This window comes from Pedobacter sp. (assembly GCF_045627485.1).
Lineage (GTDB): Bacteria > Bacteroidota > Bacteroidia > Sphingobacteriales > Sphingobacteriaceae > Pedobacter.
On sequence record NZ_JAZQNU010000147.1, the window covers coordinates 1 to 18275 of the forward strand.

The following is an 18275-nucleotide window of genomic DNA, read 5'->3' on the forward strand; positions in this document are numbered from 1 at the left end:
GGATTTCTTGAGCCGCTTTGTCTGAATTTTTCCGCAGGAATATGGGTTACTGCTGATGTTACTTCCTTTTGCGGCAATGTTCCATAACCAACAGAAACAACTTCTACATTTTCAAGCGTTGTGCTGTTAGCTTGCAGGCTCACAGAGATCGTTGTTTGATTTCCAACAACAACCTCTTTAGGCGTATACCCTACATAGGTAAATACTAACACCGCCGTTGCAGATGGAACGCCAATGGTAAAAGCACCATTTCCATCTGTAGATACAACAGTATTAGCACCTTTAATCTTAACACTTACGCCTGGGATGGGCTGACCAGTTTCATCTTTAACAACGCCCTTTACGATAATATCTACTTTTTTGGTGTTTCTAACATTTTCAACAATGCTACTCGTAATAACTACGTTAATAGCCTGTGCGTCGAGCGTGTTAAATCCAAGGCCAATTAGGACACTTCCTGCAAAGAAAGCTGGCCCTGGTTTAATAAGTTTGATAAAGTTTTTTTTCATACAAATAATTTACTTGGTACAGTTTGTTAGTTTGTTAAATTTTAATAAAACGTTTTAGCAAAAAAAAACGGGGTTTCTTCTGAAAGCAAATCAAAACCATATTCCATACTATAAAACGTTTTAGTAAGGTCGAAAGTAAAAAATATAACCGTAGATTTCGCTATAATTAAATCGATAAAGGTAATATTTGCGTGACACAATTCTGAGACGTGTGATAGGCTAATTGCAAAAAAAGCCCGTCTAAATGGACGGGCTTCAGGCTAACGGATTTTAACTAATTATTATTTTTTGTTTTTACTGGCTGCATATGCGGCTGTTATTGATGACGCTTGGGTTTCATTGGCATTAAAGTCATGCATTTTTATTTTTGCCAGGCTACCCTTTTTAATGTGGTGACTGCCAGTACTCCCACTTAATTTTAACGCTGCCTTATCTTTAAGTTCTGTATATAAACTTTTAGTTTTTACATTAACATTGGCCCTAGCATCATCCTTCAATAGAATTTGTAAGGCATCAAGATCGAAATTGCCTTGTGTCCTTACTGTAGCTTGTTCAGAGGCGTCGATACGTTTCAAATCTTTTAAGTAAACGTACATGGTTACACGCTCGTTTTCAGCACCTTCAATCACCAATTTTGAACCATTTTTTTTGATACTTAACGCTGGTTCTTCATTGTTGATAGAAACAATTTTAATATTTTCGTGATCTGATTGAATCAGGTATACATCCACTGGACCACTTACCACTACCATGTTTACATTCATGTTTGTGGCAGATACTTTCTTAGTTTGAACGCTATCATTTGCAGTAACTGTAAATGCGCTTGTGCTTAAGAATAATACACTAAGGGCAGTTGCGAACAGGGTTTTGATTGAAGTTTTCATATTTTTACGTTTTAAGTCTTATTTTTAATCCTTTGTCTATAAGACGACTACCTTTTAAAAACGTTTCAGTGAAATCCTGGCTATTATACCAGGTTGAACATAACCTCGACGAACTGCCCTTTTTGTTATACTACCCGGCTGTTATAATTTTGTAACTTCTTCAATTCTGTAAACTTTTACGCCATCAGGCATCTCCCATTGTACTTCAGCACCCTGCTGGTAACCCAAAATAGCTACGGAAATTGGCGAGAGGATAGAAATGGTATTGTGTTTATTCCGGGCTTTTGCCGGTGCCACCAAATCATAGGTGAACTCATTTCCTGTTGTTACCTCCTTCACGCGAACACGGGTATTTACATCAACGATATGATCCGGTAGTGCCGACCTTAACACCTGGCTAGCCGACTTAAGCTCCAGCTCCAATTTTGCTTCATTGTATTTACTTAATTTCCTGGAACGGATGTGTGCTCTTAGCAAGTCAAAAATTCCTCTTGTTAATATAATTGGGGTAATGTCTATTTTTAAAGCTGTTGTAGCTGTCATGATATTCGTAATTAAATGTGAAATAATAAAATGCGGCGATATGGCTCCAGCAAGAAAATCTTGCCGGAGCTAGATTTTCAAAATCCAGGTGCCCATGGCGGTTTACATTCATGAAATAATTGTTTATGGTGTAAGTGAATACCTCCAGTAACTTGATGTTACCAGCTAAATAAAACAAAGAGAAAAATTAATAAGTAGCGAACGCATAAAACCCCAGTCCTGAAATATTCAGGTGGGGCCTAATTAATAAAGTCCTTGCTATTTTTAAGATAGGAATCCCTATACCTGTAAGCCAGGTAAAAGAAAGGGTGAGCAATAAGCACTGCATGACGTAGTGATTCCATAAGGCAAAGGTAGCCTTTAAATATGGATAAAAGAAAACTGCCCTTTAAGCGTTCCCTATTTCATTTCCAGGTCTACCAATACCGGGAAATGGTCTGATACAAACTTACCTCTATAAGTATCAGTTAACAGTCCCCATCTTTTAGCAGAAAAATGCTTTGAAATAAACACATGATCGATAATGTCGTAACCTTCCAGTTGCTTACCCCAACCATTAAAAGAGGCGTTATTTACATAAGGATATTTTACCTGGAAATAACTGTCTGCCAGTAGGCCTCCCGCTTTCAAACCTAAATACCATTCACTCTCGTGATTCCCATTTAAGTCGCCTGTAAAAATTACAGGTTTATTTCCAGCGATCTCTTTAATCTTTTTAAGCACTAGTTTACTACTTTCAACGCGGGCAATCTTTCCTTCATGATCGTAATGTGCATTGAAAAAATAGAATTTTTTACCGCTCTTAACATCCTGCAGGTAAACCCAGGAGCATATGCGGTTACAGCAGGTGGCATCCCAACCCAGACCTGGCTGATCTGGTTTTTCCGACAGCCAGAAGTCGCCCTTATCTAACAACTTAAATTTGTCTTTCTTATAAAATATGCTGGCGTGTTCCCCGGCCGACTGTCCATCATCACGCCCACGGCCATAATTTGCATATTCAGGTAGCAGCATACTCAGGTCGTCGATCTGATTTTTTTTAGCTTCCTGGGTACCAAAAACGTCAAACTGGTGAAACCGCAGCAGGTTTGCGGCAACCTCTTTCCTTTGTGACCAGAGGTTACCCACGTCGCCCTGGTTGTCATTACGTACGTTAAAACTTCCTACGGTAAGCTGTTGAGCCATTGTATAAGTGTTCACAACAAGCATCAGCACAATAAACAAAAAGTATTTAATTTTCATGGCTTAAATTTCTATGAATGTATTTCAATACAAAACAAGTAAATTTATGTGTTAATCCAATTGTTTATGAATGTAAACATCGTTTATATTGGAGGGCAGGTAAATCTGTCCATAGAAGCTGAAGCTTCTGTTCAAATAAAAGCTACCTTATTGTTTTTTGACCTGATTGGTCTTGCAATACTTGGAATCTCCTTATATGAGTGGTTGTTAGGCTTACTCATTATGGGTATACTATGGACTTTACTATTTGCAAGTTTAACATTGTGGAACTTTTATGGTAAGGAAACCATCACGATCACAAAAAATGCGTTAACTTATCAACAGCATTACGGATTCTACAAAACCAATGTGGAGCATAAGCCAATATACAGGGCCTTAAATATTTCCCTAATTCCGGTAGCCAACAAATTAAACCAGCCACATTATCAATTGATTTTTGAGTCTTATAACGCTCAGCAATTGCCAGAAGAAATATATAGGAGTTCCCTGGCGATTTCAGCATCAGACCTGGAGTGTTTAAAACAGAATATACGTTTACTATATTTCAAGAAAATCGAGCCTGACTTTATTAGTCAGCCCTATCTACTCAATTAAAATGCTATAGATAACAAAACCCTAATTATTAAAAGCAAAAAAACCTGCTTACTGTTAAATATAACAGCAAGCAGGTAAATTTTAAAAGCCTACAAGAAAAGACTAATAACCTGGATTTTGTTTAAGTACCTGATTACTTCTGTCAATTTGTTCCTGTGGTATAGGGAAATATTCATCTGCAGGGTCAATTACAATACCCCTTAAGTAAGAGAAGTAACCTCCTTCAAATGCAAAATAACTTTCCAATGTTGGTTTAAGCACACCCCAACGAACTAAGTCGTAAAAACGGTGGCCTTCCAGTGCAAGCTCAAGTCGACGCTCAAACCGAACCGCATTCCTGGCATAAGCTGCATTAGGAAACGAAGGGTAAAGACTCACCACATAGTTTGCAATCGGCGCACCACCAACCACTTTAGCAGGCAACCTACCTGCTCTGGTACGAATGTTGTTTACTAATTCTAATGCCCTTGTCAGGTTCCCTAACTCAACTTCACATTCAGCCGCCATCAGGTAAACATCACCCAGACGAATTAAATTCACGTTAAGCCCTGTAATGTTTGTGTTTCCCGGCCCGGTACCAGTAGTAATCTGAGAAGCTTCAATGGAGTTCTTCATGGTAACAAAAGGTCCACCATTAGACGACTCCCTGATCCAGGAATCACCACCCATTAAACCCCAGTCGCGGTAAGGAACACCACGGCGTCCCAAGGTGTAATCCATCCGCGGATCGATACGCAATGTGCGGTCAACCTGGTAAGCAGCTTTTTGAGGCAGACTTAAACCCAGGTCTGAAATGTAAGGGTTTTCGCGGTATGCATTATTCTCCAGGTATGGAAGGCCTTGTGCATTTACCTTAAATGAATTGGCTAAGTCAAGCGTTGGCTGGAAAAATCCACAGCAAGTAATCGGCAAACCATTACCGTAAGGGAAATTCAGCATGTCGCCTACGTTTCCATTATCACCACCACTACCATCAGCACCCACAGAATGCTGAACAGCAAAAATCGATTCAGGTCCATTCTCCTTTAAGATATCAAAGTTATCAGTGAAAGATAAAGTTGTTATGTTTGGCCTTGAAGCAATAACCGCATTAAATAAAGGCAATGCTTCTGCATAGTTCTTTTGGTATAATAAAACTTTACCCAAATAAGCCTGGGCAGCAACTTTATTTACTCTTCCTACCTGGCCTCTTGGGCTAGCATCAGGTAAGTTTTCTACGGCAAACTGTAAGTCTGCCACGATCTGAGGGTAAATATCAGCTGTATTATCCACTACAGCTTCTGTGGTGGTTTCTGTAATCAAAGGTACATTTTTGAAGGCCCTTGCCAGAAAGAAATAGTAATGTCCACGTAACAGCCTTGCTTCAGCCTGAATCTCTGTCGCTCTCGCTGCAGAAAATTGACCAGAAGGAGCCGCCTGCACAGCAGCAAGCAATCTTAAGGTGTTGTTACAACGTTGTACCCCTTCGAAACACCGTGTCCACATCACCGAAAGGTTATCGTTTGTGCTGGTTGGTGAATGCCTTTCCAGTAAGTTCATGTTTGGCTGATCACCGTTATCACTTCCTTTATGTGCATTATCTGAGGTTACCTCTCCTAACAACCACTGGCTAGGTCCGGATGCATAATTACCCCAGGTACCGTTAGTATTACCATTCAATAAAGAATATGCTCCTGTTAGTGCAGCTTCTACCCCGTCCTGCGTCTGTACCTGCTCTTCACTTAATTCTCCCTGAGGATTTTTCTCCAGGAATTCCTTACGACAACTCACTGCCGTAAATAGCAGCATCGCAAATAATATATAATTGATTCTTTTCATGATTTCTGTTTTTATTCGTTAAAACCCTACACTTATGCCTAACAGGAACTGACGCGGGTTAGGATAAATACCCCGGTCTACACCCAATGCCGAGAACGTTTCCGTTTCCTGACTTACCTCAGGATCTAAGCCTGTGTAGTTAGTAATGGTAAACAAGTTCGTCGTACTTGCATAAACACGTAGTCTATTGATTCCCAATTTTGATCCGAATATTTTTTCAGTTGGGAAAGAATAACCGATCTGTAAGTTTTTCATACGGAAAAAGCTACCGTCCTGAACATAATAGCTTGAAGAAGCATATTCAAAATCAGAAGTTCCCTGATATGGAGAAGGAATCATACTTCCTGTATTGGTTGGGCTCCATGCATCCAAAAGCCTGGCACTACGCGCACCCGCAAAAGTTGGGAAGTCTGTGAAATAACGATTTGCGTCGTATAAGTCGTTACCTTGCACACCATTAAAGAACATGGCAATATCAAAGTTCTTCCAGCTACCATTTATAGCAAATGAATACAGGAAGTCGGGATTCGGATTACCGATAATGGTACGGTCAGAAGGATTAATAACACCATCGCCATTCACATCCCTGTATTTGAAACCACCTACACGGGCACCGGTGTACGAAGGGCCCTGGGTTACTTCGCCTTCATTTTGGTAAATACCAGCTATATCATAGCCAAAGAAAGAGCCGAATGGTTCGCCAACTTTAAGGATACTTGTTGTTAAACTTCTGAAGTTACCATAAGTCTGTTGCTCAATACCCGGAGCAAGCGCAACAATCTCATTGACGTTTCTACTTAAGTTAACCACCAAATCAAATTTGAAAGGGCGGTCGTCTTTTCTTCCGTAGTGGTAACCTACGGTAAGCTCAACCCCTTTGTTGCTCATGTCACCTACGTTAACATAAGGTGAGTTACCCATTCCGACAGCCGATGCTGGCAAAGGAACCGGATAAAGCATATCACTGGTCTTTCTGCTGTACCAGTTGAAGGAACCGTCAATTGCAGAATCAAACAAGGTAAAGTCCATACCAAGGTTTAAGGAACTTAAAGATTCCCATTTGATGCTCTGGTTGGAATAGTTGTTTTGCCACAGACCTGTAGTTACGGCGTTATTACCGGTGAAACTATATGCTGCACTGGTTAAAGACGTCTGGAATCTGTTCACATATTGAAAACCTGGAATCCGCTGGTTACCCGTTTCACCATAACCTGCACGAATTTTTAAATCATTAATCCAGGTCAGGTTGTCTTTAATAAAGTTTTCTTCAGAAATCCTCCATGCCACACTTCCAGCAGGGAAATTACCATACTTGTTCTCTGGTCCGAAGTTAGAAGATCCATCCCTACGAAACGTTACACTTGCCAGGTAACGGTCATTGTAGGAATAATCTGCCCTACCAAATATAGAAAACAAGGAGCCTACGCTACCAGTACTGTTATTGTTGATGTTAGACGACCCCACGCCAAGGTAATAATAATCCATATCCCCTAACACAAAGAAATCGTTACGTCCACCATTTAACTGGCGATTACGGGAACGAATAGCCTCCGTACCTGCTAATAAATTTAAACGGTGTTTCTCATTAAAAGCGGTATTGTATGTTAACGTGTTCGTCCAGGTCCACTCTGTAGTATGACCTTGATATTCGTTAAGGTTATTTGAGTTATTCCCCTCAGAGAACTCTAAGTTAGGGTAACGCATACTAATCCCGTTATAGTTTTCATAACGTAAACCAAAACTGGTTTTAGCAATTAATCCTTCGATTAAATCCAACTCAGCAAAAGCGTTCCCGAAAAAGAAATTGCTTTTATTTACGTTATCCTTAGCACGATAAGCAAACGCCAATGGGTTTTCTGCGTTTCCTAGCTGGCTACCACGGCTACCAGCAAAGTTTCCATTGATGTCATATACCGGGATAATGGTAGGAATACGATAAGCCCATCCTATCACACTACCCTCATCCTGGTATTCACCAGACACGTTAGGATTTACCCCTAGTCCAACACCTTCTGTATAACTATATTGCGCATTTTCTCCGAAGCGAAGACGGTTACCAAGCGCAGTTACACTTGTGTTTGCACGTACGTTATACCGTTTAAAGCCAGTGTACTTAATTATACCTTGTTGGTTTAAATAACCTGAAGAGAAGCTATAGGTAGAGTTTTCTCCTCCACCTGCGGCACTGATCTGGTAATTCTGTATAGGTGAACTTTCAGTGATTTCCTCAAACCAATTTGTTCCAGCCTGATTAGCCTTGGTAATTTGATAAAATGTTGCGGGATCTCTGCTATATAAATAGCGCGAAGGGTCTGCGTCTGCAGCAGTTACATTTTGCCCTGAAGCATTCCCTGCAACCAGATATTCTGGTAAAGTAGGGGTAGCACCACTGCCATAGTTATCGCCGGTTTGCGGCTCTTGACCAGCGTTACGGTAAGCAGAGAATAGATATTCTGCATACTGCATCGGGTTCATCATTTTAGGAAATGTGTTTTTACGTGGCGTTTGTGTGCCATAGTAAGAGTCAAAGGAAATTTTAGGTGGCCCTTGTATACCCTGACGTGTGGTAATGATTACAACACCGTTATTTGCACGGGAACCATAGATTGAGGCAGAGGATGCATCCTTCAACACCTGCATGCTTTCAATGTCATTCTGGTTTAACCAGCTTAGTTTGCCCTCATAAGGCACCCCATCTACAACAAAAAGCGGGTCATTGTTGTTAATCGTAGTAATACCCCTGATCCTGATTTGTGGCGTAGAGCCTGGTGCACCATCATTTACAATCTGCACACCTGTTGCCTTACCTTGTAAAGCTTCTACTGCAGTTGCCGCAGGTTGCGCTTTTAGTTCATTCACATTTACAATGGCTACCGCACCGGTTAAATCCCGTCTACGCTGGGTGGTATAACCTGTTACTACAATTTCACTTAAACTGTTTATATCCGGATTAAGCTGAACATTAACTGTAGTTTGGGTGCCCACCGTAACTTCTTTTGGACTGTAACCCAGGAAAGAGACCACCAAAACATCTGTTGGTCTTGCTGAAATGGCAAAATTACCATTTGCGTCTGTTAATGTTCCCTGGTTAGAATTCCGGATTTTGATGGAAGCCCCAATAATGGGTAGATTGTCGTCACTGCCGGTAACTATACCGCTGACGGTGACTTGAGCACTTGCTCCTAAAGACAGGAGCAGGCTGGCCAGCAAAAGAAAAATCTTCCTTTTGAGACTAAGTAGTTTTTTAAACATAAGGTTATTTGGTTAGGTTGGTGAAAAAATTGAATTGGTGATAGTTACATAATTGAAATTTTAGAAGGATGACTTATTGTATTGCAACAGTTTAATTACAATTAAAGATAGCCAAACGAAAACCCGAAAACCAAATTTTAAACTGATTTTTTATAATAATTTTTTATCCCAAAAATAGCCTGTTATTTTTCCAGTATATTTTCACCAAGTCCACTATTTTTACCTTACTTTTGCATAGTGTAATTTTTACACTAACTCCAATTAACATGAAAAGAAGTTTATATGCGCTTACGCTTGGTGGTCTGGGCATAGGCATTACAGAATTTGTGATGATGGGCTTGTTACCTGACATCGCAAAAGACTTAGCCATCACCATCCCACAGGCCGGCCACCTGATCTCCGCCTATGCACTGGGCGTGGTTATCGGAGCGCCGTTATTAATCGCTATTGCCGGTAGTTTCCCACCGAAAAAGATTCTGATTGCACTCATGATGATGTTTACTGCCTTTAACGCCTTGTCTGCATTTGCACCAGATTACCCTACCCTGTTTATCGCAAGGCTCCTGGCCGGTTTACCACATGGAGCGTTCTTTGGTGTGGGTTCTGTTGTGGCCAGTAGACTTGCCGAGAAAGGAAAAGAAGCACAGGCCGTTTCCCTTATGTTTGCTGGTTTAACGGTGGCCAATATTGCCGGCGTACCTTTAGGTACATATATAGGTCATCATTTTCTATGGCGATATACCTTTGTTATCGTCGTTATTGTAGGATTGGTCACCTTATTGAGTTTAAAATACTGGATGCCTGCTTTACCAGCAACAAAAAACCGCGACCTTAAAAAGGAATTAAGCTTCTTTAAACTTCCAGAAGCCTGGATTATAATCTTAATGACTTCAATTGGCACCGGCGGTTTATTTACCTGGTACAGCTACATTGCGCCTTTATTAACGGATGTTTCGGGTTTTTCACCAGCATCTATTACTTATATTCTTATATTAGCAGGACTGGGTATGTTTGTGGGGAACCTGCTCGGTGGTAAACTAGCAGATCGTTTTTCGCCAGCCAAAGCTTGTATTTATTTATTACTGGCTATGGCAGCTACCCTTACTATCGTTCATTTTATCTCTGAAAACCAGGTTTTGTCACTCATCATGACTTTTGTTACCGGCGCCGTTGCTTTTGCCCTGGCCTCGCCAATTCAAATGCTGATGATCAATACCGCCAAAGGATCAGAAATGCTTGCGGCCTCCGTAAGCCAGGCCAGCTTTAATATTGGCAATGCTTTGGGTGCTTTTTTAGGTGGTTTGCCCCTGGCCGCAGGTTATGATTATACCTCGCCTGTATTTGTAGGTACCCTGATGGCTTTATGTGGCGCAGCCTTTGCCTGGATGCTCGTAGCCAGAAACAAAAGAAATGCACTTGTGCTACAACCGGTTAAGGTTAAAGATTTTCAGTTAGAATAGTACAGTCTATTCGAACTCACAGATTGCTTTGTGGCGGTTATATTAATATTGTCAAAACGAGCGTTCCAGACCGGGGCGCTCGTTTTTAGTATAAAGAAAAATCAGGCGACCTCAACACGACCACCCAAAGACTCTAATATATATTTAGTGAAACTGCATAACAGGTCCAAGTTATAAGCCTATAACTTGGTTTCAATACGGACTTAACTTGGACTGAACTTGGACGCAGGGAGAGTCGCTGTCTAATGATTAGCAGCTAGAATTTTGCCCGCTACCCAGAAAATTGGCCAAAATTGACATACTGAAATGCCTTCAATTTATCTTCTAAAGAATATTGTATTTCTTTACACGAATTCTTTTACAGATGGTGCAACGCTGTAAAGCGCTAAGAAACTAATACTAAAAATCCTACCTTCGTCTTTTCGATGACTAAACTATCCACAAAAAACTGTTACATAATTCTAATCACCTTCTTCATAGGAATATTTTCCAGCTCAAATAGTGTTGCGCAGGAGCCTGTGGAAATCAAGGAACAACTTGATCAGCATATCTTTTCGTTTGGTCAGATCGAAATGCTGGAAGACCGCAGCGGCAAATTAAGCTTTAAAGAAGTAAGTGGTGCCGCTTTTAATCAAATATTCAAACCTAGCAGCGTCAGTACACCACAAACGGCTAGAATGGCTTCTACCTATTGGTACAGAATCCGTATCAAAACCAATCCTGGTGTTGAAAAAAATTTCCTCTTAGAGTTTTTCGACCAGACCATCGATCACATTACGGCCTATGTACCGCAAGGAAATGGCCGGTACCAGGTTAAACAATTTGGCGATAGCTATCTGTTCAGCAATCGTGAACTCCGGCATAAAAACTTTGAAATCCCCGTTTTAAACCACAACGAGGAAGTACAAACCTATTATTTCCAGGTGAAATCTTCTCAGATTGCGGATGTTATTATCGTGCTCCGTTCGGTCAACTGGTTCATCGGCTATGCCCTGGACGAATATTTCTTTTTCGGCATCTTTTACGGGATGATCCTGGTGTTCAGCTTTTATAACCTTATCATGTTCATCGCCATGCGGCAAAGGCAATACCTATATTATGTATTGTATAACCTCAGTGTGGGGCTTTTTGAAATGAGCACCGATGGCATCGCCTATCAATACCTGTGGCCATCATCGCCGGCATGGAACCAGATCGCCTATGCATTTTTCTTATGTGCCACCAGCGTTTTTGCCCTGCTATTTACCCGTTCGTTGCTGTTTGTAGAAGCGAAGGCACCGAAATTAAACAAGTTTATATTAGGGGTTATTTCGCTGCGACTAGCCTTTTTCTGTTACAGCCTGTTGTTCCAGCAAAGTCTGTTCAATTATAAATTTATAGAATTTATCCCACTTTCGGTAGCTTTCTTTACCGGTATTTACATTTATAACAAAGGTTACCAACCCGCACGCTTTTTTGTATTGGGTTACAGTTTCCTGTTCCTCGGTTTTATCTATAAACTGCTTATCATGCTGGGTGTAGCCTGGCTAAATTTTGGCGCATTAAGTTATTATGTGTTGAGCTTCTGTTTCGTAATGGAGATGATCTTCCTTTCTTTTGCCATTGGCGACAAGGTGGGCCTTCTTAAGAAAAAGAAGGAAAAAGTGCAGCGTTTAATGATCCAGCAAATGACAATGAACGCCAGGCTAAAAGATACCCTGAACCAGGAACTGGAGCAACAAGTGGAAGCGCGCACCAAAGAGGTGTTCCATAAATCAATAATTATCGAAGCGAAAAACAGCGAGCTGCAGGAAGCAAACGACCTGTTGAAACAACAGGCCGAAGAGATCTCCCGCATGAACGTTTTGCTGGCACAAGACAACCAGGAACTGCAAACCAATGTGGAGAAAGTAAGTCTCGACCGTGTGATGTCGGCCGATGTGGACTTCGAAGAATTTAGCCGGATTTATCCAGATAAAGAACAATGCAACCTGTTTTTATCAGAACTCAAATGGCGTAATGGCTACGCCTGCCGCAAGTGCAAAAACACACATTACTATCCAGGCCACATACCGCTTAGTCGCCGTTGCAGCAAATGTGCTTATGAAGAATCTGTAACCACCTACACCATATTTCACAATACCCGGATACCAATCAACAAAGCCTTTTACATGGTATTCCTCCTGTATACCACCAAAGGAAAGATCTCTTCACACAAGTTATCAGAGCTGCTCAACATCCGCCAAAGCACCTGCTGGACCTATGGTTCGCGCATCAAACTCGTGATGGAAGAAAGGAAATCCAAGCTCAAAAAGACCAATAAAAACGGCTGGTCGGCCCTGGTACTGGATTAATTCACGTAACAATAGTATATTTTTTCACAGGGTACGGGAGCGTATCATAATAGCATGCACACCACCCTTATTCAGGCACCTTACTAACTGATTACCAGCTGCTAATACACGCTTAACATTAGGGTACCAAAGCGTATCGAATTAATCGCAACGCACTAATTATCAGTTAATTACATTAACTTAAATACACACACCCCTTGCATTTACCAATCTTGGAAGCGTAACTTTAACCCATCAAATAAAATTAACAAAGCAACATGATGAGAAAAAAGTTTACTCTTTTTATTGTTTGTTTCCTGTATGGCTTATCCGTTACAATGGCACAGGACATCACCGTTAGGGGTGAGGTAAAAGACGAACTAGGACTTCCCCTACCCGGCGTTTCGGTGAGGGTTAAAGATGCTAACCAGGGAACGATGACCAATAACAACGGTTCATTCGCCATCACTGCACCAGCAAACGCCACCCTTACTTTTTCATTCATTGGTTATAAAACCATTGAACAAAATATTGGTGGCAAAACTACTTTAAACATTACCCTGTCTGATGACAACAACCAACTGAATGAAGTGGTGGTTGTGGGTTATGGTACACAGACCAAGAAAGACCTGACCACTGCAGTGGTATCAGTTTCTGCAAAAGACCTGGAAAACCAGCCGGTAACGAATCCTTTGCAAGCGATACAAGGTAGAGCTGCCGGTGTGCAGATCAATTCACAATCTGGTAAACCTGGTGCAGGCGTTTCCGTTACTATCCGTGGTAACACATCAATCAACGCATCAAACAGTCCGCTATATGTGATTGACGGGGTAACTTCCAGGGATGCAAGTTTTATTAACCCAAACGACATTGAAAGCATGACCATTCTGAAGGATGCTTCAGGAGCGGCTATTTATGGTTCCAGTGGTGCCAATGGTGTGGTATTGATTACTACGAAAAGAGGTTCACAGAAACTGGGCGTAGCTTTTAACGCCTTTACCGGTTTTTCTAACCTGTGGCAAAAACAAGATGTATTAAACAAAACACAATATACCGACCTGATGCAAAGCATGGGTTACGATGTAGCTGGATTAGGCAATGAAAATACCGACTGGCAGGACAGGACCTTTGGTACTGGTGTGCAAAACAACTACCAATTATCACTTTCGGGTGGTGTTAAAGGTGGGCAATACGCTATTTCCACAGGTTACCAACAAGACAAAGGTGTAGTGGCTCCTGCTAAACTGGATAAATATACTTTCCATTTCAATGGTTCACAAAACATCACCAACTGGTTAAAATTAACCGGTACAGCTGCATTAACGTCCAACATTTCCAATAACGTGACCGACAACGCCAATGGCGCCAGAGGAGGCACTATTTTATCGGCCTTAACAACGCCTCCAACTATTGGAGTATATGCTGCCGATGGTACTTATGCTTTTAACCCCTACAAAGGTGGATCGGAAAACCCGGTAGCCAATGCTTTTGCTGCAAAAAACAGCAACAGAGAAACCAGATTTCTAGGTGCCTTTGCTGCAGAAATTAAGTTTACTGAAGAGTTGTCTTTTAAATCGAGCATTAGTGCTAATAACCGCGATTCCTATTACAACTATTTCCTGGATCCTTTTATGACTACTTACGGTAGGGATCAGAAAGGGATTTACAATAACAATAAAACTGCCGACCACGTATGGTTGAATGAAAACATTGTAAACTATGTAAAAAACACAGGTAAAAATGCGTTCACCGCAACGGCAGGTATGACTTTACAAGAGTCACAATACAAATACAACCCTTATTCAGAAAACAATTACCTGGGTCCAAACAAAGAGTGGTTACCTCGTGCAAGCAACATTCCGCCACAGGTACCAAGTGTGTCAGAATGGTCTAAACGCTCATACCTGGCTCGTGTAACTTATGCTTATGATGGCAAATACTTGTTTAGCTCGAACTTCCGGGCTGATGGTTCTTCACGCTTCGGTCCGGATAACCGTTATGGTTACTTCCCTTCTGCTTCCGTGGGATGGAGGATTTCTGGCGAAAACTTTATGAAGGACAGCCAGTCGATCGATGATTTAAAAGTTAGGGCAAGTTGGGGTAAAGTAGGTAACGATGAGAACATTGGTGATTACGCCTACCTGGAGCTGTACCAACCTAATGCGCAAGGCGCTTATAACCTTTCGCAACTGCGTAATGATAAATTAAAGTGGGAAACCACTACACAAACCAATATTGGTTTGGATTTAACCATGTTCAACAGCCGTTTAACGTTTACTGCCGATGCTTATATAAAAAACACCGACGACCTGTTAATTTATCAACCCCTACCGGCCAGTGTTGGTTTCGACCGCATTGTGAGTAACGTGGGTTCCATGGAAAACAAAGGTTTGGAACTTGTGTTATCGACAAGAAACGTAGTGAAGGATAATTTTACCTGGAACACTGATTTCAACTTCTCGATCAATAAAAACAAAGTAACCAGTCTGGGTGATAAAGTGGGTTCCATTAACTTTGGTAGCATTTACGAACGTGATGCAGCAATCAGGGTAGAAACCGGCCGTCCATTAGGAAGCTTTTACGGTTATATTTCTGAAGGTGTAGATCCTGCAACAGGTGATATCGTGTATTCAGATTTAAACAACGATAACCAGATCACTGCAGCCGACCGTACTTTCCTGGGTTCGGCACAACCTGATTTCACCTATGGCCTAAACAACAGTTTCACCTATGGCAATTTCGGCTTAAACTTCATGTTCCAGGGCGTGCAGGGGAACCAGATGTTTAATGCTTCGCGCATGGAACTCGAAGGCATGAACGATTCTAAAAACCAATCGGCCACCGTATTAAACAGGTGGACAGCACCTGGGCAAATTACCGACATGCCACGTGCTTCGAAAGACAATACGTACAACACCTATACCTCGAGCAGATTTATTGAAGATGGATCTTACCTGCGTTTAAAAACAGCTACATTATCGTATAACTTCGGTCAGACTACCTTAGGCAAGTTGAAAATGAGCAGGTTTATGATTTATACGACAGGTTACAACCTGTTAACATTTACCAATTACAAAGGATTCGATCCTGAAGTAAATCAATATGATGCAAACGGACCTTCCATGGGGGTAGATTATGGTACATACCCACAATCTAGAACCTTTTTGTTTGGTATTAATGTGGGCTTTTAATCAAAAAATAACATGAACTTAAAGATATATTCCATTATTGCAGCAAGTGCCGTTGTGTTAACCCTCGGAAGTTGCAAAAAAGATTTTTTAGATAAGTCACCGGTAACCCAGGTGGGGCCAGATGTAGCTTTTGCCGATGCCGCAGCTGCAGAAAGATTAATACGCGGTGCTTATGCCGGCATGTATAATGATTACCACATCTGGGATTTTATGACCAATGGTGATGTAACCGCAGACAATGCCTATGCAGGTGGCGATAACCCCGCTAATATGGCCATAGACAAGTTTACCTCCATTTCTACTAACGGAAATATTACCAGAGACTGGAACGGCTTATACAGCAACATTAAAGATTGTAACATTGTATTAAACAATGTGGGTAACATTGCCGATCCGGCACTGGATGCCAATAACAGAAGGAATGAAATGTTGGGCGAAGCCAGCATTATGCGGGCATACATGTATTTTAACCTGGTTCGCTTATGGGGTTCTGTTCCATTGGTATTGGCTTTACCGACTAAGGATGAAGAATTTTATCCGGCTAAAGCAAGTGTAGAAGCCATATATGCACAAATCATTAAAGACCTGGAATTTGGTGCTGCCAATGCGCCAACTTCTGCAGCGACCAAAGGTATTGTTACCAAAGGTGTGGCTAATGCGCTGCTGGCAAAAGTATATGCCTCACAAAGCACACCTAACTGGGCGAAAGTGGTGGAACATGCTGATGCTGTAATCGGTGGTGGTTATTCGTTACTTAGCGATTATGATGCCTTGTTTGACGCTAAACATGAGAACAATGCCGAAGCCATCTGGGAAATGCAATTTGATGGTTGGGGTGGTGCCCATGGTAACTGGATGCCAAGCGTGATTGTTGGTACGGGATGGAAAAGGTTTAACACCCCTACTAACGATCTTGTGGCTGCTTTTGATGCGGAAAACGACGTGATACGAAAAAATTCGAGCATCTATTTCAGAAATGTAGTATCTGAAGGATGGACAGACGATTACTGGTCGAAAACCAATTACCCATACATAAACAAATACCGCGCAGATGATCAATCGAACAGTTATATCTTAAGATTAGCTGATATCTTATTGTTAAAAGCAGAAGCTTTAAATGAGCAGAGTGCTGCAGGCTGGGCACAAGCCAAAACCATTGTTGACCAAGTAAGAGCAAGGGTTAAACTGGCTGGTACTCCGGCTGCCGACCAGGCATCGATGCGTTTGGCCATAGAAAAAGAACGCCGTCTGGAGCTCGCATTCGAAGGGCATCGGTGGTTCGATCTGTTGCGCACCAACAGAGCCATTACCGTGATGAACGCACAGAAAGATGGAAAAGGCGCTTCCCTTAATTATGGAGTTACTGCCGATAAACTTTACTTCCCGATTCCACAGGGAGAGTTAGACGCCAATCCTAACGTACGATAATTAACAAACACCAAAGGCTGTGTATGCAGCCTTTGGTGTTTATATACACATCAAACAATTTAAAAACGAATCAATGATGCATGACAAAAACCTCTTAAAACCCATTACCTGGGTATGCTTACTTGCTGCAGTGATGGTAAGCGCCTGCAGCACGAGAAAAGATACCCGCACCGCCAAAACAACACAGGATCCAGGCAGTACTACTGGCCTTTGGCTAACTACTGGTGATCAGCGTGCTTTACTGGCCAAACAAAATGTAACGCTATCCTTTAGCGATGCCATTGATCAGCGTCAAACTATTGACATTGACGACAGTCGGCAATTTCAAAGCATTGATGGTTTCGGTTACACCTTAACCGGAGGCAGTGCCACCCTTATTAATAACCTTGGTGAAAAAGAGAAAGATGCCTTATTGCAAGAACTTTTTTCGCCGGAAGGAAACGGAATTGGGGTTAACTACCTGCGCATTAGCATAGGAGCTTCAGACTTAAGCGCAACTACTTTCTCGTATAACGATCTGCCAGAAGGGCAAACAGATATCAAACAGGAGAAATTCTCTATTGAAAAGGAAATGACTGACCTGATTCCAATCTTAAAGAAAATTGTAGCCATCAATCCAAAGCTTCTTATTCTGGGTTCACCATGGTCTGCCCCTGTCTGGATGAAAGACAACAACAGTTTTAAAGGCGGAAGCTTGAAATCAGAATTTTACCAGAGCTATGCTACCTATTTTGTAAAGTACATTAGGGCAATGCAGAAGCAGGGTATCACTATTGATGCCATTACCATACAGAATGAGCCGTTGCACCCAGGTAACGTACCGAGCATGTACATGGACGCTAAAGGTCAGGCCACCTTTATTAAAACAGCATTGGGTCCTTTATTTAAAAAAGAAGGTATTAAAACAAAGATCATTTTATATGATCACAATGCGGATAAGCCAGAATACCCGATTTCTATTTTAGATGATCCGGAGGCTAAACAATATGTTGACGGTTCGGCTTTCCATTTATACGGTGGTACCATTGATGCCTTATCAAAA

Annotated in this window: 12 protein-coding genes; 6 read left to right on the forward strand and 6 right to left on the reverse strand. The window is 41.5% G+C overall.

All coding sequences use genetic code 11. The features are described from left to right. The 4 genes from ACR2F3_RS11475 to ACR2F3_RS11490 all read right to left on the reverse strand — a co-directional run. Nucleotides 1-509: carboxypeptidase-like regulatory domain-containing protein (locus tag ACR2F3_RS11475; RefSeq protein WP_432710116.1), on the reverse strand; the 509-nt coding region annotated here is incomplete at its 3' end. Between the two features lie 281 nt (nt 510-790). Further along, a complete protein-coding gene (locus ACR2F3_RS11480; RefSeq protein WP_432710117.1) occupies nt 791-1393 on the reverse strand; it encodes a GIN domain-containing protein in 603 nt (200 codons plus the stop codon). Nucleotides 1394-1534: 141 nt separating this feature from the next. Then, nucleotides 1535-1936: a GreA/GreB family elongation factor gene (locus ACR2F3_RS11485; protein WP_432710118.1), complete on the reverse strand. Its 402-nt coding sequence runs from the start codon at nt 1934-1936 to the stop codon at nt 1535-1537. A 399-nt stretch (nt 1937-2335) separates the two neighbouring features. Then, nucleotides 2336-3178, reverse strand: a complete 843-nt coding sequence (locus ACR2F3_RS11490) for an endonuclease/exonuclease/phosphatase family protein (protein WP_432710119.1) — start codon at nt 3176-3178, stop codon at nt 2336-2338. Nucleotides 3179-3244: 66 nt separating this feature from the next. On the opposite strand from ACR2F3_RS11490, the gene ACR2F3_RS11495 reads away from it, so the two are divergent. Beyond that, nucleotides 3245-3772, forward strand: coding sequence for a hypothetical protein (locus tag ACR2F3_RS11495; RefSeq protein WP_432710120.1), 528 nt, complete (start codon nt 3245-3247; stop codon nt 3770-3772). Nucleotides 3773-3874: 102 nt separating this feature from the next. On the opposite strand, the gene ACR2F3_RS11500 is transcribed toward ACR2F3_RS11495, so the two are convergent. After that, nucleotides 3875-5590, reverse strand: a complete 1716-nt coding sequence (locus ACR2F3_RS11500; protein ID WP_432710121.1) for a RagB/SusD family nutrient uptake outer membrane protein — start codon at nt 5588-5590, stop codon at nt 3875-3877. An 18-nt stretch (nt 5591-5608) separates the two neighbouring features. Next, complete coding sequence (locus ACR2F3_RS11505) at nt 5609-8842, reverse strand: SusC/RagA family TonB-linked outer membrane protein (RefSeq protein WP_432710122.1); 3234 nt, start codon at nt 8840-8842, stop codon at nt 5609-5611. A 266-nt stretch (nt 8843-9108) separates the two neighbouring features. On the opposite strand from ACR2F3_RS11505, the gene ACR2F3_RS11510 reads away from it, so the two are divergent. The 5 genes from ACR2F3_RS11510 to ACR2F3_RS11530 all read left to right on the forward strand — a co-directional run. Next, nucleotides 9109-10302 carry an MFS transporter gene (locus tag ACR2F3_RS11510; protein WP_432710123.1) on the forward strand — a complete coding sequence of 398 codons (1194 nt, stop codon included), beginning with the start codon at nt 9109-9111 and terminating at the stop codon, nt 10300-10302. Between the two features lie 425 nt (nt 10303-10727). Continuing rightward, nucleotides 10728-12635 carry a 7TM diverse intracellular signaling domain-containing protein gene (locus ACR2F3_RS11515; RefSeq protein ID WP_432710124.1) on the forward strand — a complete coding sequence of 636 codons (1908 nt, stop codon included), beginning with the start codon at nt 10728-10730 and terminating at the stop codon, nt 12633-12635. Nucleotides 12636-12892: 257 nt separating this feature from the next. After that, entirely contained in the window at nt 12893-15805 is a 2913-nt protein-coding gene (locus ACR2F3_RS11520; RefSeq protein WP_432710125.1) for a SusC/RagA family TonB-linked outer membrane protein, read from the forward strand. A 12-nt stretch (nt 15806-15817) separates the two neighbouring features. Further along, on the forward strand, nt 15818-17233 hold the full coding sequence (locus tag ACR2F3_RS11525) for a RagB/SusD family nutrient uptake outer membrane protein (RefSeq protein WP_432710126.1): 1416 nt from the start codon (nt 15818-15820) through the stop codon (nt 17231-17233). 73 nt (nt 17234-17306) lie between these two features. Beyond that, the coding region (locus ACR2F3_RS11530) for a glycoside hydrolase family 30 protein (protein WP_432710127.1) at nt 17307-18275 on the forward strand (969 nt) is incomplete at its 3' end.

Coding starts and splice junctions, on each gene's coding strand:
- ACR2F3_RS11505 (WP_432710122.1), bottom strand. CDS start 8,842: ATGTTTAAAAAACTACTTAGTCTCAAAAGGAAGATTTTTCTTTTGCTG.
- ACR2F3_RS11520 (WP_432710125.1), top strand. CDS start 12,893: ATGATGAGAAAAAAGTTTACTCTTTTTATTGTTTGTTTCCTGTATGGC.
- ACR2F3_RS11480 (WP_432710117.1), bottom strand. CDS start 1,393: ATGAAAACTTCAATCAAAACCCTGTTCGCAACTGCCCTTAGTGTATTA.
- ACR2F3_RS11525 (WP_432710126.1), top strand. CDS start 15,818: ATGAACTTAAAGATATATTCCATTATTGCAGCAAGTGCCGTTGTGTTA.
- ACR2F3_RS11510 (WP_432710123.1), top strand. CDS start 9,109: ATGAAAAGAAGTTTATATGCGCTTACGCTTGGTGGTCTGGGCATAGGC.
- ACR2F3_RS11495 (WP_432710120.1), top strand. CDS start 3,245: ATGAATGTAAACATCGTTTATATTGGAGGGCAGGTAAATCTGTCCATA.
- ACR2F3_RS11485 (WP_432710118.1), bottom strand. CDS start 1,936: ATGACAGCTACAACAGCTTTAAAAATAGACATTACCCCAATTATATTA.
- ACR2F3_RS11490 (WP_432710119.1), bottom strand. CDS start 3,178: ATGAAAATTAAATACTTTTTGTTTATTGTGCTGATGCTTGTTGTGAAC.
- ACR2F3_RS11500 (WP_432710121.1), bottom strand. CDS start 5,590: ATGAAAAGAATCAATTATATATTATTTGCGATGCTGCTATTTACGGCA.
- ACR2F3_RS11515 (WP_432710124.1), top strand. CDS start 10,728: ATGACTAAACTATCCACAAAAAACTGTTACATAATTCTAATCACCTTC.